This is a genomic window from Rhodococcus sp. SBT000017 (assembly GCF_003688915.1).
In the GTDB taxonomy this organism is placed as follows: Bacteria; Actinomycetota; Actinomycetes; order Mycobacteriales; family Mycobacteriaceae; genus Rhodococcoides.
Window position 1 is genome coordinate 315,966 of the sequence record NZ_REFU01000001.1, and the last position, 20,233, is coordinate 336,198.

21 protein-coding genes, 1 tRNA gene and 1 pseudogene are annotated in these 20,233 nt (G+C 64.2%); 18 read left to right on the top strand and 5 right to left on the bottom strand.

The features are described 5' to 3' along the window. Nucleotides 1-14: 14 nt before the first annotated feature. From recO to AYK61_RS01285, 4 genes are read left to right on the top strand one after another with little or no spacing between them, the layout of a single operon-like run. Complete coding sequence (gene recO, locus AYK61_RS01270; protein WP_008715506.1) at nt 15-848, top strand: DNA repair protein RecO; 834 nt, start codon at nt 15-17, stop codon at nt 846-848. Next, nucleotides 805-1,623, top strand: coding sequence for an isoprenyl transferase (locus tag AYK61_RS01275; protein ID WP_121869510.1), 819 nt, complete (start codon nt 805-807; stop codon nt 1,621-1,623). Before recO ends, AYK61_RS01275 begins: the two co-directional genes overlap by 44 nt. Beyond that, on the top strand, nt 1,616-2,035 hold the full coding sequence (locus tag AYK61_RS01280) for a hypothetical protein (protein WP_121869511.1): 420 nt from the start codon (nt 1,616-1,618) through the stop codon (nt 2,033-2,035). Before AYK61_RS01275 ends, AYK61_RS01280 begins: the two co-directional genes overlap by 8 nt. A 50-nt stretch (nt 2,036-2,085) precedes the next feature. Then, nucleotides 2,086-3,078, top strand: a complete 993-nt coding sequence (locus AYK61_RS01285; protein WP_121869512.1) for an iron-siderophore ABC transporter substrate-binding protein — start codon at nt 2,086-2,088, stop codon at nt 3,076-3,078. A 6-nt stretch (nt 3,079-3,084) separates the two neighbouring features. On the opposite strand, the gene AYK61_RS01290 is transcribed toward AYK61_RS01285, so the two are convergent. Together AYK61_RS01290 and AYK61_RS01295 are read right to left on the bottom strand one after the other, a co-directional pair. Continuing rightward, on the bottom strand, nt 3,085-3,525 hold the full coding sequence (locus tag AYK61_RS01290; RefSeq protein WP_121869513.1) for a Fur family transcriptional regulator: 441 nt from the start codon (nt 3,523-3,525) through the stop codon (nt 3,085-3,087). Beyond that, nucleotides 3,522-3,920 (bottom strand): metalloregulator ArsR/SmtB family transcription factor, encoded by a 399-nt coding sequence (locus tag AYK61_RS01295; protein WP_310886810.1) that lies wholly within the window; start codon nt 3,918-3,920, stop codon nt 3,522-3,524. The genes AYK61_RS01290 and AYK61_RS01295 overlap by 4 nt, the downstream gene beginning before the upstream one ends. A 249-nt stretch (nt 3,921-4,169) precedes the next feature. On the opposite strand from AYK61_RS01295, the gene AYK61_RS01300 reads away from it, so the two are divergent. Continuing rightward, nucleotides 4,170-5,555, top strand: a complete 1,386-nt coding sequence (locus tag AYK61_RS01300) for a glycine--tRNA ligase (RefSeq protein ID WP_121869514.1) — start codon at nt 4,170-4,172, stop codon at nt 5,553-5,555. A 69-nt stretch (nt 5,556-5,624) separates the two neighbouring features. Here AYK61_RS01300 and AYK61_RS01305 read toward each other — a convergent pair whose 3' ends face one another. Then, nucleotides 5,625-7,676, bottom strand: a complete 2,052-nt coding sequence (locus AYK61_RS01305; RefSeq protein ID WP_259467890.1) for a TPM domain-containing protein — start codon at nt 7,674-7,676, stop codon at nt 5,625-5,627. Between the two features lie 128 nt (nt 7,677-7,804). Here AYK61_RS01305 and AYK61_RS01310 point away from each other — a divergent pair. The 7 genes and pseudogenes from AYK61_RS01310 (at nt 7,805) to dnaG (ending at nt 15,326) form a co-directional block, all read left to right on the top strand. Beyond that, nucleotides 7,805-8,733: pseudogene (locus tag AYK61_RS01310) on the top strand (ABC transporter ATP-binding protein). Beyond that, on the top strand, nt 8,730-9,533 hold the full coding sequence (locus AYK61_RS01315) for an ABC transporter permease (protein WP_121869515.1): 804 nt from the start codon (nt 8,730-8,732) through the stop codon (nt 9,531-9,533). Before AYK61_RS01310 ends, AYK61_RS01315 begins: the two are co-directional and overlap by 4 nt. A 46-nt stretch (nt 9,534-9,579) precedes the next feature. Next, a complete protein-coding gene (locus AYK61_RS01320) occupies nt 9,580-10,689 on the top strand; it encodes a sensor histidine kinase (protein WP_121872333.1) in 1,110 nt (369 codons plus the stop codon). 12 nt (nt 10,690-10,701) lie between these two features. Beyond that, entirely contained in the window at nt 10,702-11,310 is a 609-nt protein-coding gene (locus tag AYK61_RS01325) for a response regulator transcription factor (protein ID WP_094612772.1), read from the top strand. Between the two features lie 55 nt (nt 11,311-11,365). After that, complete coding sequence (locus AYK61_RS01330) at nt 11,366-12,082, top strand: YdcF family protein (protein WP_121869516.1); 717 nt, start codon at nt 11,366-11,368, stop codon at nt 12,080-12,082. Then, nucleotides 12,083-13,357, top strand: a complete 1,275-nt coding sequence (locus AYK61_RS01335) for a deoxyguanosinetriphosphate triphosphohydrolase (protein WP_121869517.1) — start codon at nt 12,083-12,085, stop codon at nt 13,355-13,357. It abuts the gene before it with no gap. Between the two features lie 52 nt (nt 13,358-13,409). Then, nucleotides 13,410-15,326, top strand: a complete 1,917-nt coding sequence (dnaG, locus tag AYK61_RS01340; protein WP_037193018.1) for a DNA primase — start codon at nt 13,410-13,412, stop codon at nt 15,324-15,326. Here the strand turns inward: dnaG and AYK61_RS01345 are convergent. Continuing rightward, nucleotides 15,323-15,568, bottom strand: coding sequence for a hypothetical protein (locus AYK61_RS01345; RefSeq protein ID WP_032394749.1), 246 nt, complete (start codon nt 15,566-15,568; stop codon nt 15,323-15,325). The genes dnaG and AYK61_RS01345 overlap by 4 nt on opposite strands. 138 nt (nt 15,569-15,706) lie before the next feature. Between AYK61_RS01345 and AYK61_RS01350 the strand changes: the two genes are divergently transcribed. Beyond that, nucleotides 15,707-15,779 (top strand) — tRNA-Asn (locus tag AYK61_RS01350). 27 nt (nt 15,780-15,806) lie between these two features. Here AYK61_RS01350 and AYK61_RS01355 read toward each other — a convergent pair. Continuing rightward, the gene (locus AYK61_RS01355; protein ID WP_121869519.1) at nt 15,807-15,998 is read right to left on the bottom strand and encodes a hypothetical protein; all 192 of its coding nucleotides are present in this window, start codon (nt 15,996-15,998) and stop codon (nt 15,807-15,809) included. A gap of 570 nt (nt 15,999-16,568) precedes the next feature. Here AYK61_RS01355 and AYK61_RS01365 point away from each other — a divergent pair. From AYK61_RS01365 to AYK61_RS01390, 5 genes are all read left to right on the top strand, one after another. Next, entirely contained in the window at nt 16,569-17,288 is a 720-nt protein-coding gene (locus AYK61_RS01365) for a TIGR02391 family protein (RefSeq protein WP_121869521.1), read from the top strand. A gap of 94 nt (nt 17,289-17,382) precedes the next feature. After that, nucleotides 17,383-17,598 (top strand): hypothetical protein, encoded by a 216-nt coding sequence (locus AYK61_RS01370; RefSeq protein ID WP_121869522.1) that lies wholly within the window; start codon nt 17,383-17,385, stop codon nt 17,596-17,598. Nucleotides 17,599-17,657: 59 nt separating this feature from the next. Further along, nucleotides 17,658-18,287, top strand: coding sequence for a hypothetical protein (locus tag AYK61_RS01375; protein WP_147458287.1), 630 nt, complete (start codon nt 17,658-17,660; stop codon nt 18,285-18,287). Between the two features lie 1,048 nt (nt 18,288-19,335). Then, nucleotides 19,336-19,776, top strand: a complete 441-nt coding sequence (locus AYK61_RS27585) for a hypothetical protein (protein WP_121869525.1) — start codon at nt 19,336-19,338, stop codon at nt 19,774-19,776. Then, nucleotides 19,773-20,210: a hypothetical protein gene (locus AYK61_RS01390; protein WP_121869526.1), complete on the top strand. Its 438-nt coding sequence runs from the start codon at nt 19,773-19,775 to the stop codon at nt 20,208-20,210. Before AYK61_RS27585 ends, AYK61_RS01390 begins: the two co-directional genes overlap by 4 nt. Nucleotides 20,211-20,233 lie beyond the last annotated feature (23 nt).

Here is a 20,233-nt window from a genome sequence, read left to right on the forward strand (position 1 = left end):
GGACACTGGATCACGTGAGGCCATACCGTGACAACGCAGTCGTCCTGCGCCAGCACAAGCTGGGTGAGGCCGATCGCATCGTCACGTTGTTGACCAGGGAGAACGGGATCGTGCGGGCCGTTGCCAAAGGGGTTCGGCGCACCAAATCCAAGTTCGGTGCGCGGCTCGAGCCGTTTGCGCACATCGACGTTCTGCTCTATCCGGGACGCAACCTCGATATCGTCACCCAAGTGCACACGGTCGACGCGTTCGGCGGAGACATCGTGGCCGACTACGGTCGCTACACCACCGGTTGCGCGGTTCTCGAGACCGCCGAACGACTGGCAGGTGAGGAGCATGCACCCGCCCAGCGGCTGCATCAGTTGACCGTCGGTGCCCTGCGCGCCCTCGCGCAGCACGTCCGGCCTCCCGAGCTGGTGCTCGACGCGTATCTTCTGCGCGCGATGGGTTTCGCCGGATGGGCTCCTGCACTGACCGACTGCGCGCGGTGCGCAGCGGTGGGGCCACATCGCGCTTTCCATGTCGCTGCCGGTGGAGCCGTGTGCGTGCATTGCCGACCGCCGGGCTCGGCGACGCCGTCGACCGGGGTTCTCGATCTGATGGTCGCGCTTGAGCGGGGGGAGTGGGACTACACCGTCACCACCTCCGATGCCGTCCGCAAGCAGGCCAGTGGACTGGTGGCGGCGCATCTGCAATGGCATCTGGAACGACAGTTGCGCACACTTCCGCTCATCGAACGCTCGCACCCGCATCAGGTGCCGCTGGCGCAACCTGACTCCGTGTTCGCCGACACCGTCGGGCAGGATGGGGACCGTGATTCGACGACGAGAGCCGCAACCCCGGCCTGACGAACAGTCGGCAGTGCGCCCTCCCGATCCGCATCCGTCGGGCGCTCGGCCGCCGATCCTGCAGCCGGAACTCATTCCTCGCCACGTCGCTCTGGTGATGGACGGCAACGGCCGTTGGGCGCAGGATCGCGGTCTGCCGCGCACCGCGGGGCACGAGCAGGGTGAAGCGGTGCTCATGGACACCGTGTGCGGATGCATCGAGATCGGGGTGCAGTGGTTGTCCGCGTACGCATTCTCGACGGAGAACTGGAAGCGCAGTCCCGACGAGGTCAAGTTCCTGATGGGCTTCAACCGTGACGTCATTCGTCGTCGACGCGACGAGATGAACGAGATGGGCGTCCGGGTTCGTTGGGCCGGCCGTCGACCGAGGTTGTGGGGCAGTGTCATCAAGGAACTCGAAGTTGCCGAGGAATTGACGAAACGCAACACCGTGATGACGTTGACGATGTGCGTCAACTACGGTGGCCGGGCCGAAATTGCCGACGCCACAAGGGAAATCGCGCGACAGGTGGCTGCGGGCAAGCTGAACCCCGAGAAGATCACCGAGGCCACCGTCGCCAAGTACCTCGACGAATCGGACATGCCCGACGTGGATCTGTTCCTGCGTCCGTCGGGGGAGCAGCGGACGTCGAACTTCCTGCTGTGGCAGTCCGCCTACGCTGAGTTCGTGTTCCAGAAGAAGCTGTTCCCGGATTTCGACCGTCGGGATCTGTGGGAGGCGTGTATCGAATACGCCTCTCGGGACCGTCGATTCGGTGGAGTCAAATATGAGTGAGAACGCGAACGGGACACCGGACGAGGGGCTTTCGCTGCAGGCCCGTGCCCAATTGGCACTCTCGCAGTTCGCGACCGTCACACTCGGCGAGGAAGGTTCTCTCGGTTTCGACTACGCGGGTGCTCTGTGCTCGCTACGTGCCGTTCGACTCTCGCCCGAACTCGAGGTGCTCTCGCTCACTGCTGTCCTGGCGTGGGACCGGCCGCTGAAGCCTGCTCTGCACAAGAAGGTTGCCGACCGCAATGCGGACTCGCAGTTCGGCGCGATCTCGGTCAACACCCACGACAAGCTCGCGGATGTGTTGCTGCGCTACACCTTTCCCGCCAACGGCCTGGACGACGAGGCGATGTTGACGATGCTCATTCTGGTGCTCGCCGGAGTGGAGAAGGCGCGCGAGGGTCTACTGCCCTGACCGGTCAGCTAAGGTTTGCCTGTACTTACTTCCCAGTAGAGGCGGATGCGATGACTGTGCGGTGGACCCGAATGCTCACGGCAGCGGTGGCGGTGATCGCTCTCGGTGTGGCCGTGTCGGCCTGCTCCACGGCCGACACCGGCGACACGGCGATTCAGTCGGCGGACGGTGCATTCCCGGTCGTCATCGATCACATCTACGGCAGCACGACCATCGCCGAGAAGCCGACCCGCATCGTCACGCTCGGGGTGTCCGATGCCGATGCCGTCATCGCGCTCGGTACCGTTCCCGTCGGGAACACCGGGTACACGTTCTACGAGACCGGACTGGGTCCCTGGACCGACGAACTGGTCGGTGACGCGCCGCTGACGCTGCTGGGCTCGGAGTCCGAGCCGAACTTCGAGCTGATCGCCTCTCTGGCACCGGATCTCATCACCGGACTCAATGCGGGTTTCGACGAGGCGACGTACGACAGGCTCAGCGGCATCGCGCCGACTATCGCCCGACCGGCAGGATCGGCTGCCTACGCCGTCGATCGTGAGGTGGCCACCGACACCATCGCTCGCGCGATGGGTGAACGCGACCGCGGCGAAGAGTTGAACGCGCAGACCGACGACGCGCTCGAGCAGGCTCGAAACGAACACCCCGAGTTCTCGGGTAGGACTGCCGCAGTGGTGCTTCCGTACGACGGCCAATTCGGCGCATATCTGCCCGGTGATGCCCGCGGCACGTTCGTCACCTCGCTGGGCTTCGAGGTCCCGGAATCGATCCGCGCCCAGGACGACGGCACCAACTTCTTCGTTCCGGTCTCGGCCGAGAACATCTCGATGCTCGCCGCGGACCTGGTGCTCTATCTCGGTACCGGCGACGACATCGATGTGGTGGCGGAGAACCCGATCTTCGGAACGCTCGATGCTGCACGGCGCGATGCGATCGTTCCGTTGTCCACCGATCAGCGTGGAGCGATCACGTACAACTCTGTGCTGTCGATTCCGTTCGCCATCGACGCGTTGGTACCTCGCGTGGCAGAGGCCGTCGCCTGAGCGGGCTCAGCGACCGGCAGCGCTGCACTGACTGCAGGTGCCGAATATCTCGATCGTGTGGCTCACGTCGCTGAAGCCGTTGGATTCGGCCACACTCTGCGACCACTTCTCGACGGTGGGTCCTTCCACCTCGACGGTGAAACCGCACGAGCGGCACACCAGGTGATGGTGATGTCCGGAGGAGCAGCGCCGGTAGACCGACTCGCCGTTGTCGGTGCGCAGTACGTCGACCGTCCCGGCGTCGGCCAAGGTCTGCAGTGTCCGATACACCGTGGTGAGGCCGATACCTTCACCACGCTTGCGCAATTCGTCGTGCAGATCCTGTGCCGACTTGAACTCTTCGATGGTGTCGAGCAGATCCGAGATCGCACTGCGCTGCTTGGTGGCCCGCACTCCGACGACGACGGGTCGTCTGGGTGTGGCGGTATCGGTGGACTTGTCGGTCACAGGTTCCGGCCTTCCTCGGCGTGGGCCACGGCGTCGACGACGATGTGGGAGAGGTGATCGTCGACCAATCGGTACAGGACCTCGCGTCCGTTGCGTTCTCCGCGCACCACACCCGCTGCCTTGAGTACCCGAAGGTGCTGGCTGATCAGCGGTTGCGTGACACCGAGGGCGACCACGAGTTCGTGGACGCACCGCTCGGACTCGCGCAGCTGCAGCACGATGGCGATGCGCACCGGGGCCGCGAGTGCGCGCAGGATGTCGCCCGCCGCGGTCAGAGTCTCCTTCGGCGGGATGTGAGCCGGGGGAGCGGCGGCGAACGGATCGCCGGAGTGCAACGGATGTTCGGGGTCCTGCCGGTGGGTCGAACTGGCTTCCACTGTCGAGTCCGTGGACACGGTTGCGGCTCCTTCGGTCGCCGGTTCGTTGCCGGCGGTGTCTCCCTGCGCGATCTTTCGTCTTGGTACCAGGTTAGTGCAGTAGTTGTTATTGCAAATCGTATTCATTGTGATATGCACAGGTGCGCATGTCAACTTTCGCACTCGACCGCTGTTCGGTTTCGCTCGCCGAGCCAGATAGTCTGATCAGGGCGAAAACCGCCCAAGTCACCTCTTACACGATGTAACCGAAGATGGAGAGCTCCGCCAGTGGCACCCAAGTCCAAAGTCGAAACCGTCGCCAACCTCGCCAAGCGCAGAGGCCTCGTCTACCCGTGCGGCGAGATCTACGGCGGTACCAGGTCTGCCTGGGACTACGGTCCGCTGGGCGTCGAGCTCAAGGAGAACATCAAGAAGCAGTGGTGGCGCAACATGATCACCAGCCGCGACGACACCGTCGGGCTGGATTCCTCGGTGATCCTGCCGCGTGAGGTATGGGAGGCGTCCGGCCACGTCGAGACGTTCTCCGACCCGCTGGTGGAGTCGCTGCACACGCACAAGCGGTATCGCGCCGACCACCTCATCGAGGCATACGAGGAGAAGCACGGCCACCCGCCGGAGAACGGCCTGGCCGACATCCGAGATCCCGAGACCGGTGAACCGGGCTCGTGGACCGAACCGCGGGCGTTCTCGGGCCTGCTCAAGACCTTCCTCGGCCCGGTCGACAACGAAGAGGGCCTGCACTACCTGCGTCCCGAGACCGCACAGGGCATCTTCGTCAACTTCGCCAACGTGCTGACCACCTCACGCAAGAAGCCGCCGTTCGGCATCGGCCAGATCGGCAAGAGCTTCCGTAACGAGATCACCCCCGGAAACTTCATCTTCCGTACCCGCGAGTTCGAGCAGATGGAGATGGAATTCTTCGTCAAGCCGGGCGAGGACGACGAGTGGCATCAGTACTGGATCGATTACCGCATGAAGTGGTACACCGATCTCGGTATCGACCCGGAGAACCTGCGGCTCTACGAGCACGCCAAGGAGAAACTGTCGCACTACTCCAAGCGCACCGTGGACATCGAGTACAAGTTCGGCTTCCAGGGCAGTGCGTGGGGCGAGCTCGAGGGCGTGGCGAACCGCACCGATTACGACCTCTCGGTGCACTCGAAGGCGTCGGGCCAGGACCTGAGCTACTACGAGCAGGCCACCGACACCCGCTACACCCCGTACGTCATCGAGCCTGCGGCCGGTCTGACGCGGTCGCTGATGGCATTCCTCGTCGACGCATACACCGAGGACGAGGCACCCAACGCCAAGGGTGGCGTCGACAAGCGCGTCGTTCTCAAGCTCGACCGTCGTCTGGCTCCGGTGAAGGTCGCGGTGCTCCCGCTCTCGCGCAACGCGGACCTCACGCCCAAGGCGAAAGATCTTGCGCAGCAACTGCGTCAGTACTGGAACGTCGAGTTCGACGACGCCGGAGCCATTGGTCGCCGCTACCGTCGCCAGGACGAGATCGGCACCCCGTTCTGCATCACCGTCGACTTCGACACCCTCGACGATCATGCCGTCACCATCCGCGAGCGCGACACGATGGCGCAGGAGCGTGTGGCACTCGATCAGGTCGAGGGCTACATCGCATCTCGTCTGATCGGCGCGTAGGAGCTTCACTCACCCGACAGGGCCCGATCTCGCGATGAGATCGGGCCCTTTCGGCTGTCGAGGGGTGGGTCAGAAGCGGCCGCCACCACCACCGAATCCGCCGCCACCGCCGCCTCCGCCGAAGCCCCCGCCGCCACCGAATCCGCCACCGAAGCCTCCGCCACCCCCGCCGCCGCGAAGCACACTGTTGATCAGGATGCCGCCGAGCACCGCGCCGGCGATGTTGCCTCCGCTGCTGCCGCCGCGAGGGCCGTGACGATTTTCCCAGTTCTGTACATCGGCTTGGGCGATCTGCGATGCGCGCGAGGCCAATTGGCTGGCGGCGTGAGCATGCTTGAGGGCTTCGTCGGGGTTCTCGTCGCCCAGCTGGCGCGCCGCGCCGAGGTGGCGTTCGGCCTCGGACAGGCGCGTTCGGGCGTCGGCACCCACTCCGCCGCGACGGGTCGAGATGTAGTCCGCTGCAGCGGTGATCTGCGCCTGAGCGGCCGCGATATCGCGATCCAGACGGGCTCGCAGTTGGTCCTCGGCAGCCTTCTCCGCCGACGCCTCGTCGACGATCTTCTCCAGTTCGGCATCCGCTTCGGCGAGGGCGGTGTAGCTGCCGAGTGGATCCGAGGACTGGGCCGTCTCCGCCCCCTGCAGCGCCGTCTGCGCCGCAGTCATGGCCGACTGGAGTTCGGCACCGCCGTGTTCGGTCAAACCACGTGCCTGCTCGATGTCGCGGCGAACGTCCGCGATGGCGTCGGGCAGGGTGGCGATGGCGTGCCTGATGTCGTCCCGGGCATGGTCGACGCCGTCGAGCAGGGTCTTGGCCTGGTCGACGGCTCGTTCGGCCGTGCGAATAGCGGTGACCGCAGGCCCCTGCTTTCCGGGCGGGAGTGCTGTCGCCTTGCGGCCGGCCTCGATGTTGTCCTCGGCCAGCGCGAGTCGCTCCTGTGCCATCGTGACGTTGTCGGCGATGGATTTCAGTGCCGTCTCGGAGAACTCCGAATGCAGTTGAGCGAGCAGGGTTTCCGATTGCGGAATCCTCACCGTCAAACCGATGATCGCCTGGGTCAGCTCGTCGAGATGGGCGTCGGCGTTCATCACGAGATCGCGGAAACCGTCGAATTCCTCCACTCGCGAATCGAGTTCGCGATCGGCCTGGCCACAGGAGGAGATGATCTCGACGAGCATTGCGCGCCGCTGATCGGGAGTTTCCGGAATGGCGTCGTCGAGGCGTTGACGGATCTCGAAGGCGGACGCGAGGGCCCGCTTGGCGTTGTCGTGGGCGGAGATGAACGGTGCGGCCGCAGAATCTCCGAACTCTCCACGGGCGAGGTTCAATTCCTCCTCGCTGGCGCGTACGGCATTGTCGGTCTCGACCAGAATTTCCTTGGCCCGGGTGTCGAGGACGTCGATCGGGAAGGCAGCGAGTGCGGCCGGGTCGCTCGGGTCGATCTTCGCCACGGCCTCGACCTCGGCTGCAACGCGGGCCTTCTTGCGCCGGGACGAGTAGACGACGGCTCCGCCACCGGCCACGGCCAGTGCGCCGACGCCGATCAGCAGTGGTGCCGACGAGCCGCCGCTGCCGCTCGAGGCGTACGCGTCGCCGAGTGCACCGGCTGCCGCAATGGCGGCACCGGACCAATCTTCCTCGCGCAGTGCAGGTTCGACGTCGTCGACACGGATCGAATCTTGCTCGGAGGTGGTGACCTGAGACAGTCCGGTGTTCACACCGAGGTAGTACGAACGGTCGACGGTCGCCACGGCGAGCAGAACGTCACGCTGACCGAGGTCACTTCTCGACGCAGTTTGCTCGGCCCAGTCGGCGGCCGACAGGTTGTCGAAGTCCGCGACATAGGTGACCCACAACCGGACCTGGCTGCTGCCGTACAGGTCGTCGATCGAGGTCTGCACCTCGGCGAGTGCATCGGGGTCGAGTGCCTGGACGTTGTCGGTGATCTGCGTGGCCAGCCGCGAGGGAGCCTCTGCGGATGCAACCCCCGGCGCGAGCAGGACCGCTGCGAACAGGGTCAGGGCACCCACGGCGGCGAGACGACGAAATCGATGGACCGAGCTTCGGACGGCTGACTTTCGAACGACTGTGGCGCTGCTGTGCCGCCGGTGCTGGACTGCCATGCACTGAAATCTACCGGCTGGGCGGCGAGGAGATCGAGCAGGTCGATGCGGATGCATGACAGTTGTCACCTCGCAATCGTGACGGTCGAACGAGGTCGGAGCCGCTCGGTCGCAGCAGAGTGATTCCCATGACCACAACCAAGGCAGTCGAACTGCGAAACGTCACCAAGACCTACGGCTCGGTCCGGGCGGTCGACGGACTCAGCCTGTCCATCGAACCGGGCGAGGTCGTCGCATTTCTCGGACCGAACGGAGCGGGAAAGACGACCACCATCGACATGATGCTCGGCCTGGCAACACCCACCACCGGCTCGGTGTCGGTGTTCGGGGAACGCCCGCCGACGCGATCGCCCAGGGCCGCATCTCGGCCGTCATGCAGACCGGCGGTCTGCTTCGCGATCTGACCGTCCGCGAAACCGTCGAGCTGACGTCGGTACTGTTCGCCCGGACTCGGTCGGTCAAGGAGGTTCTCACCCGGGCCGGCATCGCCGACATCGGAGATCGCCGAGTGGCAAAATGCTCCGGCGGGCAGCAGCAGCGACTGCGATTCGCGCTCGCACTGCTGCCCGATCCGGATCTGCTGGTACTCGACGAGCCGACCACCGGCATGGACGTCGAGGGGCGTCGCGACTTCTGGAACGCCATCCGCCAGGACGCCAGCACCGGCCGAACGGTGCTGTTCGCAACGCACTATCTCGATGAAGCCGACGCGTACGCGGACCGCATCGTGCTGGTGCGGCACGGCAAGATCGTCGCCGACGGCAGCGCCGCCGAGGTGAAGAACCTGGCGGCAGGACGCACCGTCACCGCCACGCTGCCCGGCGTCGACCAGTCGATGTTGCTCTCTCTGCCAGGAGTGGACCGCGTCGAGACGCGCGGCGATCGGGTGATCGTGCACGGTCGCGACTCCGATGCAGTGGCCCGATACCTGCTCAACGACGCGCACGCGACCGATCTGGAAATCGTCTCGCGCAACCTCGAGGACGCATTCCTCGCCCTGACCACCGATTCAGAAAACGACACAGCCGAAAACGAACTCGCCGGGAGCATCCGATGACCACGACCACGCCGTCCACGACCACCCGCACACCTGCCAGAGCTGTTGCCTGGGGCGGCTTCTCGCCCACATTCCTCCGACTCGAGATCCGCAGGCTCTTCCGGAACAAGCGAACTCTGATCTTCACCTTGGTGATGCCGCCGGTGTTCTTCGTCATCTTCGGCACGCAGTCCGACTACCGGACCAATTACCCTTTCGCGCACGGAAACGTCACCGGCTACATCGCCATCAGCATGGCCGTCTACGGCGCGATGCTCGCCACCACCAGTGGGGGAGCGATGGTCTCGGTCGAACGAGCTCAGGGGTGGAGCCGGCAGTTGCGGTTGACCCCGCTGAAGCCCGTCGCCTACATCGTCACCAAGGTCCTCGTGGCCATGACGATGGGTGCAGCCTCGATCGTCGTGGTGTTCGTCGTCGCGAAGTTCCTCGGGGCGGACATGCCGATCTGGGTGTGGATCGTCAGCGGTCTGATCGGCTGGATCGGCTCGGCGGTGTTCGCCGCATTCGGACTGTTCATGGGCTACCTGCTGCCGTCGGAGAACGTGATGCAGATCCTCGGACCCGTGCTCGCGTTCCTGGCGTTGGCGGGCGGACTCTTCGTTCCTCTCGGTGACAGCGGCTGGTTCCCGATGCTGGCCCAGTTCACCCCGCTCTACGGGCTGGCCACCGTATCCCGGGCCGCGTTCGCCGGGACCGAAACCGGAACGTTGCTGATCGCCGTGATCAATCTGGTGGTCTGGGCGACGATCTTCATCGCCGGCGCGGCGATGCTGTTCCGGAGAGACACCACGCGTGCTTGAGACCGAAACCGCTGATCGTGTCGCCCACAGGGATACCGTGGGCGACATGACCACGTTCACCGCCGACCTGCCGGAGGGGCGGGTCTGGCGGTTCGGCTGGATGTTCGGAGCCATCTGGCTGATCTACCTGATCTACCCGCTCAACGAGATTCTCGCTCTGGCCTCGGTGGCGGAACGGGTCGCCGGGATCGTTGCGATCGTCTGTTTCGGTGCGGTGTTCACGACCACCTTCTGGCGTTTCCGCAACGGCCATCGTCGAGGGAATCCGTTACCCACGTCGCAGGCATGGATCGCGCTCGGGGGGATGGTCGCCCTGACCGTCGCGATGAGTGCCCTGGTGGGAACTACCGGCTTCGGCGCCACCGTCTACATTGCCGTCCTGGCGATGATGACCCTGCCCGTCCGACACGCGTGGACGTTGGTCGCGGTGATGGTGGTGATCGTAGAACTGGCACCGCGCCTGATCTCGTCCTGGGTGCCCGACACCTTCTTCGCATTCCAACTCCTGATCAGCGCGGCCGCGGCATGGGGAATCACCCAGGTCTTCCAGCGCAATCACGAATTGGCCGTGGCCAGGCAACAATTGGCAGATCTGGCCGTCGTGGCCGAACGCGAGCGCATGAGCCGGGACGTGCACGACATCCTCGGCCATTCCCTGACCGTCATCACCGTCAAGAGCGAACTGGCCGGCAGGCTCATCGAGATCGACCCCGCCCGAGCGGCCGTGGAGATCGCCGAACTGGAAACCCTTGCCCGGCAAGCACTTGCCGATGTGCGCAGCACCGTCGGGGGCATGCGGCAGGTCGACATCGGATCCGAATTGGCCAGTGCACGAACGGCATTGAACGCTGCGGGAATCGACGCCGATCTTCCCGGTGACGCCGACGTGGTGCCACTGCGGCACCGAGAACTGTTCGGTTGGGTGATCCGGGAAGCGGTGACCAACGTGGTTCGACACTCGAGCGCGCGACAGTGCCGGGTGACACTGACGGCATCGAGCATCTCCATCGTCGACGACGGAGTGGGACCGGCAGACAAGCAGTCCGGCGGCAACGGTCTACGTGGGCTGGGTGAGCGAGTGGCTGCCGCGGGTGGTGCACTGACGATCGCCCGGGTGCCGACCGGTGGGTTCAAGGTGGAGGTACACGGTGAATAGGACTCAGGCGCAATGACGATCACACTGTTACTGGCCGACGATCAGGCTCTGGTGCGGGGTGCACTGGCAGCTCTGCTGGGGCTCGAACACGATCTCGACGTCGTCGCCGAGGTGGGACGCGGGGACGAGGTTGCCGCTGCCGTTCTCGAACATCGACCCGACGTCGTCCTGCTCGACGTGGAGATGCCCGGCAAGAACGGTATCGAGGTCACCGCCGAACTGGCGCTCGTCGCCCCGCAGTCGAGAGTGCTGATCGTCACCACGTTCGGGCGACCCGGCTACCTGCGACGCGCCATCGATGCGGGTGCGTCGGGTTTCGTGGTCAAGGACACCCCCGCCAAGCAACTGGCCGACGCCGTTCGCCGCGTACACATGGGGCTTCGCGTGGTCGATCCGACGCTGGCGACGGAAACCCTCACCGACGGTGTCTCTCCACTGACGGCCCGAGAGCAGGAGGTTCTCCGCGCGGCTGCCCGGGGCGGGACGGCAGGATCCATCGCTGCTCAGGTCCACCTCTCGGAGGGCACGGTACGCAATCATCTGTCGTCGGCGATAGGGAAGACCGGCACCAGCACCCGGGCCGAGGCGGTCCGAGTGGCCGAGGATCGAGGGTGGCTGTAGGCCGTTCGGGGCGCGCCGTGACCATGCCGTCGAGCAGGCCTGGCAAACTCGAGGGGTGAATTCAACTCTCGACCGAGATTCGTACGGCGATCCGTACGACGATCGGTATGCCCCGGACCCCGGTCCCGAGCGCCTGGGCTTCTTCGGAACGCTCGGACGCTGGACCGGTCGGCTGGTCGCGGGAGTGGTGCTGATGTCGTTGGTGCTGGTCGCGGGAACAGCGGTGCGGGTATGGCAGGTGGCGCGCATCGACGACTATTCCAAGGCGGACGCCATCGTTGTGCTCGGTGCTGCGCAGTACAGCGGTACACCCTCGACGGTGTTCGAGGCACGACTGTCCCAGGCCGCGTCTCTGTACGAGCAGGGAATCGCCCCCGAGATCGTCACCGTCGGCGGCAAGCAGGAGGGCGACCTGTTCACCGAGGCCGCGTCGGGCCGCAACTATCTGATCGATCAGGGAGTTCCCGCCGACGCCATCATTGCCGTCGAGACCGGCTCGGACACTCTTCAGAGCATCGAGGCAGTGAGCAACACACTGCGCGAACAGGAAAAGTCGTCGGTGGTGTTGGTCAGCGATCCGTGGCATTCACTACGCACCCGCACCATGGCGCGCGATGCCGGCCTCGACGCCTGGACCTCGCCGACGCGCACCGGTCCCGCCGTCTACACCAGAGAATCCCAGGCACACGGGATCGCCAGGGAGACGGGCGCTCTGCTGTGGTACCAGCTGACCCACTTCACCGCGGACTTCTCCTACACGGCAGGCCAGTAGATGACCGGCACATACTCGGCTCACGACGTCGAACGATTCGTCACCGAACCTCCCAAGACCGCAGGACTGCGGGCCGGGGCAGACAACGCCTCGCATCGAAGCGCCTTCGCGCGGGATCGAGCGCGCGTGTTGCACTGCGCCGCACTGCGCAGGCTCGCCGACAAGACACAGGTCACCGGCCCGCGAGACGGAGACACCCCGCGCACGCGCTTGACTCACTCGCTCGAAGTTGCGCAGATCGGCCGCAGCATCGCCGAGGGTCTCGGCAGTGATCCCGATCTGGTGGACCTCGCCGGACTGGCGCACGACATCGGCCACCCGCCGTACGGACACAACGGTGAACGCGCCCTCGACGAAGTGGCCCAGGATTGCGGCGGGTTCGAGGGCAATGCGCAGAACCTGCGCATTCTCACCGGACTCGAGCCGAAAATTCTCGATGCCGACGGCCGCAGCGCAGGACTCAACCTGACGCGAGCCTCGCTCGATGCCGCCACCAAGTACCCGTGGATCAGGCCCGCCCCCGGCGCGAAATTCGGTGCCTACGACGACGACTCCGCCATTCTGGGCTGGGTGCGTGACGGCGCTCCGGACAAGCACAAATGCCTCGAAGCGCAGAGCATGGACTGGTCCGACGACGTCGCGTACTCGGTGCACGACGTCGAGGACGGCGTCATCGATGCTCGAATCGACTTACGGGCGCTGTCCGATCCGATCGAGCGACGCGCCCTCGCCGAACTCGGCGTGTCGGAGTTTCGCGGACTCGATGTCGAAGAATTGATCGAGGCCGCAGATCGCCTGTCGAGGATGCCCGTCGTCGTCGCGGTCGGACGCTACGACGGAACTCTCGCCGCTTCCGTAGCGCTCAAGCACATGACCAGTGAACTGGTCGGCCGCTTCGCCACCGCCGCCATCGAGGGCACCCACGAGAAGTACGGCACTGCGCCCCTGAGTCGCTACGACGCCGATCTCGTGGTGCCGTCGATCGTCGGTTCGGAGGTTGCGCTGCTCAAGACCATGGCCCTGCGGTACGTGATGTCCGATGCAGGGCACAAGATCCGGCAGGAGCGTCAACGCGACCGCATCCACCGCGTCGCCGAGTGGTTGATGCGCTCGGCTCCGGGCGAACTGGACCCCATTCTGGTGCCCGCTTGGCAGCGGGCGGGCAGCGATGCCGAACGGACCCGAGTGGTGGTCGACCAGATCGCGTCGTACACCGAAAGTCGACTCGAACTGATCGACAAGCGTTCGCTCGGAGCTCAGGCCAGCTGGGGCTGACCGCGCCGCGACCGAATGTGGGTGGGTCCGGATCGGGACTAGACTGCCCTTCGTGGCCGGCCGAATTCCTGAACGCGACATCGCCGCCATTCGCGAACGCACACGGATCGAAGACATAGTCGGCGACTACGTCTCTCTCAAGCGCGCGGGCGGCGACTCCATGAAGGGGTTGTGCCCCTTCCACGACGAGAAGTCTCCGTCGTTCCACGTCCGCCCCAATCACGGTCACTATCACTGCTTCGGCTGCGGCGAGGGCGGTGACGCCTACTCCTTCCTCCAGAAGATCGAGCACATCTCCTTCGTCGAGGCCGTCGAGCAATTGGCCGACCGGTTGAACTACTCGATCTCCTACGAGGGCGGAGGGCCGTCGGTTCAACGTGACCGCGGCACCCGAGCGCGCCTGATCGCTGCGAACGCGGCAGCGCAGGAGTTCTACGCGGGCAGGCTCAGCGGCCCTGACGCCCAGGCTGCGCGGGACTACCTCACCGAACGCAACTTCGACGGGCACGCTGCCCTGGCCTACGGCTGCGGGTACGCACCCGACGGCTGGGACACCCTCACCAAACACCTGCTGGGCAAGGGCTTCGAGGCCAAGGAGATCGTCGACGCGGGGCTGGCGACACCCGGCAAGCGCGGAACGCCGATCGACCGTTTCCGGCGGCGTCTGGTGTGGCCCATTCGCAGTCAGAGCGGCGACGTCATCGGCTTCGGCGCACGCAAACTGTTCGACGACGACACGATGCCGGGTAAGTACATCAACACCCCGGAAACCATGCTGTACAAGAAGTCTCAGGTGCTCTTCGGCCTCGATCTGGCGCGCAAGGAGATCGCGAAGTCGCATCAGGCCGTCATCGTCGAGGGGTACACCGACGTGATGGCGATGCATCTGGCCGGCGTCAAGACTGCGGTGGCATCCTGCGGAACCGCATTCGGCGAGGATCACCTGGCAATGCTGCGCCGACTGATGATGGACGACAGCTACTTTCGGGGCGAAGTGATCTACACCTTCGACGGAGACGAAGCCGGCCAGGCCGCCGCGATGAAGGCGTTCGAGGGTGATCAGAAGATTGCCGGACAGACTTTCGTCGCAGTCGCTCCGGACGGAATGGACCCGTGCGATCTTCGCTTGAAATCCGGCGACAACGCCGTTCGCGATCTTGTGGCCAGGCGAACCCCGATGTTCGCCTTCGTCGTGAAATCGCTGCTCCGAGAGCATGATCTGGACACACCCGAGGGGCGCGTCGAGGCGTTGAAGCGAACCGTTCCCGTGGTCGCCCGCATCAAGGATGCGTCGCTTCGGGACGAGTACGCGCGGCAGCTCGCCGGCTGGACCGGGTGGGACGACACCGCGATGGTGCTCGCCCGCGTGCGCGACGAGGCGAAGAAGGGTGCCAGGGGCGACACGAGCGGCAAACGCGTTCCGTTCGAGAAGCGGCAGGCAGCTCCGGTGGAGGCCCCCACGGGTCCTCCACGTCCCAATCCCACCGATCCGTCTCTGTGGCCGCAACGGGAAGCGCTCAAGGCGGTACTGCAGATGCCTGCGATGGCAGGCACGGTGTTCGATTCGCTTCCGCCCGAAAGCTTCCATCACCCGGCGTACTCGGCTGTGCGCGACGCGGTGGCCGCTGCCGGCGGCACCGCTGCAGGACTGGGCGGAGGGGAGTGGGTCGACGCCGTCGCCAAACAGGCCAAGGACGCCGTAGTCGTGTCGTTGGTCACCGAGTTGGCCGTCGACCCGATGCGCGTGGCCGACGACGCTCTCACCCGCTACATCTCCGGCGTACTCGCACGGCTCCAGGAAGTGTGGGTCGGCCAACAGGTGGCCGAGCTCAAATCGAAACTTCAGCGCATGTCACCGGTGGAGAAGCCCGACGATTACAACGCGTTGTTCGGCGACCTCATCGCCCTCGAGCAGTACCGCCGCAGTCTGCTCGAGCTCGCCGTCGGAAGTGTGGCCGAGGTCGGTTAGCGCCGCAGCTGATCGCGGGGAACGAAGACCTGGGTCTCGTCGTCGATCGGCTTCATCGGCTCCAGTCGTGGCTGAGTGTTCAGGGAATCGGACAGCTTCTGACGGCCGACCTCGATCGCTTTCTTGGTGGCCGGGCTCGACGCGACGGCGCTCGCAGTCTTGCGAATTTGCTCGTACCGGCCACGTCCTGCCTTGGCACCGAGCACATACGCAGCTCCAGCCGCCAGTACCAAACGAATCATCAGTAGGTCCTTCCCTAGAGCGTGCGGCTGTTCTTCCATCTTGCCCGACGAACCTCGAGCAGGGCGATTTGGTACTCGGCAGGGGGTGTGCGCTATTGTTTCCAACGGCTCGCACGAGAGTGTGACGCCGCGAGGTAATCCCCCATAGCTCAATTGGCAGAGCATTCGACTGTTAATCGAAGGGTTCCTGGTTCGAGTCCAGGTGGGGGAGCGCAAGAAGAGCCCTTTACCTGCCAGATCAGGTGAGGGGCTCTTTCTGTTTCAGGCCGAAGGTTGCCGAACTCAACACGTATCCAACACTTTGCCGCTCTGACGGTGCGAAAGTGTTGAGTGCTTCGGTCATGTCCGGTGCCGAGTTCATCCGCCGGATGTAGTGCGCTTCCGTCACAGCGGTGTTGGCGTGGCCGAGCTGAGCCTGCGCCGCCTCCACTCCGTACTAAGCCTTCACGAGTGTCGCCACGGTCCGGCGGAAGCTGTGGGGTGTCACCCAATCGAAGTGCATGCCGAGTGCACCTCGCGGCCACCCTCGAACGTTGGCAGGCGAGACCCAGTTGCCGGTTAAGGTGACGGAGATGGCGCCGTTCGGGGTGTTGAACGTGAGGGCCTCTCGGCGTCGACCGAGGATGTCCACGGCGAATTCCAGGATCACAATCGTCAGCGGGGGAGCGTCACCCTTGCGGTGGGTGCCGGCTGTTCGACTGGATCGGCGTGGATGACTCCAAGTTGGATCGGGTCCTTGTTCGTGCGTGCCCTGCGAGAGGGGTCTTTGGGTCCCGGTCCACGTCCAGCCATCGTGATCGCCTCCTTGGAGTCGTCAGTCCGTGCAGGACGCCGCCATGAAGTTGCTCTAACACCGAGGGGCTGCTGGAGTTCCCAGACCCGTAGAGAGCCTCAGCCTCTATGCCGACCGTAGGAGCTGGTGCTGGTGTGGCTAGGAGAGGGGGTGGTGCCCACGGTGTGGCGCTGTCGACGTGTCAGTGGTTCTACATAACCTGAGGTGATGAGACCTGACCTTGCTATCGAGAAGCTCGAAGCCCTGAAGAACGTCGGTCACGATGTAGCTGATGCCCCAAATCACTGGGCAAAGATCGGGAGCTGGCGAGCGAACATCAATGAGGTCGTTGGTCGAGCGCTTGGTAAGGACCACGCTCTACTTGAGCGACTAGAGCACGCTTGGAGATCAGGTCCGATGTATGGCGATTACACGGAAGTTGACCTACTCCACATGCGACTTGAGATGGTCGAGCAGACTCGTCAGTTGATCGCCTCAGCGATCTATGCACTCGGACTGGCCGCAGAAGTCGATGAACCCGTAGATGAAAGCAGTTTCGATCCCGAGCTGTGGGCGCACGTTCGTGGTCTGGTCGACGCGGGTGATTGGGGAAAGGTTGCGACGCAAGCCGCCGTGTTCACCGAGGACAAGGTGCGCAAGTGGTCGAACCAGGACGGCGCAGTCGTGGGAAAGAACATGTACGCACACGCGCTGAGCAATGCAGGGGAATTACGGCTGGGCGCGCAGTCGAACGAATGGGAAGGCTGGCGCAACCTGGGCATGGGGTTCGCACAGGCCACCAGCAACGTGGACCGGCACCACGTCCAGATACGTCCGGATCTGAAGAGGTACGCAGTGGGCGTCTTGGGTCTGGCGAGTCTTCTGCTCACCCAGATGAGACATGCCCACGCTGAGCTGATCGAGCAGCGAGACTCCAGCGCTAGCTGAAAGAGCAGACACGCTGTCATCCAGTTCAGCAGTTGCGGCTGAGGGCAGTTCCAATCTACGGGTGGCCGCTGTGATGGTCTGTCATGATCGCCACATGACAGAGATGAAGAGCTACCGGGTAGTGAGCGCCAACGGCTCCGTCGTGGTCCAGGAGTTCGAAGCACGTGACGACACGAGCGCCAGGGATCAGGTTGGCCGCGATCACCCTGAGGTGGCCCTGGGAACCGGCGCTCAACTCAAGTGGCGCAAGGGTGACGACTGGATCGAAGCAGGCTTGGGCAGCGGAAGGGTCACAGGCACCGGGGAGTAGCCGGTGTGCAGATTGTCGAGCGGTCAGTTTGAAACCATCCGTGTGTAGCGTCCCGAGTCATGGACGCAAAATTCGTGCTCACGGCATTGGCAGCAGTGTTCTCTGGGCTTGGTCTCCTGGTGATGGGCAGGCAGCTTGAGATAGCTCGGAACACAGCTGGCGGTCGCGGTATGAACATCGAGGCAACACGAGGTGGAATCGTGAGTTCCGTCAACGGCGGGGCACCGACCGTCCAGGTGTTCTGCAAGGTGGAGCTGATCGGTCCAGGTGTCCGGCACAACGTCGATGTCCGCGTCCTTGGGCTTGGTTGCGACCCGATCGGAATGCCGCCGACGCGCCCGATTATGACGTGCGAGTCGGAACCGATTGAGTGGGGGTTCGATGCCGAGGTTGACTTGGTCCGTCACGCCTACTTCATGGTGTCCTGGGTCGACCCCTACGGAGAAGGGCTGCGGACCAACGCTATTGCCAAGAACATTCCAGACGACGGACTGTATCTATGGGAGTGGAACCGCTTCTTCAGGCTTCGTCTCTGGTGGGAATCGAAGCGCGGCATGAGTCCGGAACCTCTAGGACGGTGGAGACGATATAGAGATCACCCACTGCAGAAGGACCATGGCCCCATCGGACTGTTGCCGAACCAACCCACAGGAGCGAAACGCCGACTGCGACCGCCAGGACCACGGTAACCACGACGGTCAACTTGTTTGCGCACCCGCGTTTTACGCGTGAGAGGCCACGCGAGTGTCGGGCGTGTCCGTGAGGACTCGGTCAGGTCAGATCGCCCGTGAGGACTCCGGTCAGGTTGTGGTCTCCAGCAGAAATGGACAGACATCTGGCCCCCAGGCTCAAAATCCTCGATATGCCCCCAGTATTGGCGTCATGCAATCGGGGGATGGCCTGGCAGGGCCCTCCGCTCATACGCTCGTGTGGTCCAAGGTGCTAGGCCGCAACGATCGGAGACAGCATGTTCGCAATCCCGTGGTACTGGGTCAACGCATTGCACTTTCACTGGGAGTCACCCCAGGTGTACGCCTGACGTTCCATCGTGAGGCATACAACGAAGGCCCCGTCATGCAGACGGGGCCTTCTTCGTTGTAACCCTGCTGGTTGGTTGGCTACTCCGCTGGCGGTACTCGTTGGTGGTGTCGGAGCCACTGGGTACGTTCTGCCCATGGGAACCCAATGGAGCGAACGAGATCGACCGGTCCTGGTTGAAGCAGTCGCGTACTGCGACGAGCACCAAGTGGTGAGGTGGCATGACCTCACGGATGTGACAGGCTTGGATTACAAGGAGATGCGCCATGCCTTCGACGCACTTGCGGGAGCCACACCCCCATTCTTCGGCCACTCAGACGACGACGAGTTCGGGGTCGTCCTGTTCTCTCGGCCGACAGAACGAGCGCGACGGGAGGTTGGTCAGTGGCCCAGCGCAGAGTCTGTGCTGGAGGCGCTTATTCAGCAGCTCGTTGAGACCGAGAGGGACGACTCTCAGACAGAGGACACCAGGTCTCGCGCTCGAAAGATCCGAGATGCTCCGACAGAGGGTGGCGGGCAAGTGGTGGGCGGGGTCATTACTGCTGTGATCGCAGGCCAGTTCGGGGCCTGAGGGTCTCCACCTTGCACAGGTCAGCAAGAATCACGGCGCTCCGTAAATCAAGAGGGTCCGCCCATCCTTGCCCCGGTAGTTGAGCAGTTCGATCTCAGAATGTCGCTGTCCAGGCGTAGGTTCGCCGCATGGAAGACACATGGGGTCCGAGAGACCTGCCTGTTCTCACCGCGGTTGTCGAAGAGATCGATCGGACTGGGCATCCTGTCCGTGCATCCAAGTTAGTCGCATTGACGGGCTTAGACGACGATCTGGTTCAGCGAGCACTCCGTGCTCTTGACGCCGACGAGCCGCCTTATTTGGTCAAGACTATGCGGGGGTCGAACCACGTCATCGCGGTCGCCGGGGTGACGGGGAAGGCCAGGCGGGCAGCGGGCGCGTGGCCTACGCCAGAGACTCTGGCCGACTCGTTGATTGCGCGCCTTCAAGACTTGGCTAATGATGAGACGGCCGAGCCGGAAACCCGTGAGAGGGCCAAGGCAGGCCTCACAGCGTTTCTGGGGGCTGGCAGGGACATTCTGGTAGGTGCTGCCGGTTCAGCCCTGAGCGCAGGGATCATCGGGTCATGAACAGCACCTGGGCCGACCGTGATTTCCTCGTGCTGGAGTCGATCGTTCGGCGGACCGACGAGAGTGGCCACGAGGTCGGGCTCGATGAGATCGAGCAAGACACCGATCTCAGCCCCGAGGATGTCCAGCGTGCGATCAAAGCGCTCGACTCGGATGGCGGTTACATCCGGGTTTCCACGCCTAACGCCGGAGGGCACATCGACTTCGTGCTCAGCGCGACGAGCAAGGCTCGGCGTGAGGTCGGAGCATGGCCGACGCCGGAGAACATCACAAGCGAACTTGTTGATCGCCTAAAGCAGCTCGCAAACGACGAAAATGCGGGTGAGGACACCCGGACTCGTGCGCGGAGGATGTTGGACGCTGTGGCTGACGGTGGTGGCGCTGTGTTGACTGGAGTGCTCACCTCGGTTCTCACTACACAGATGGGCTTGTAGGTCTGAAGGCAGACAACACTTTC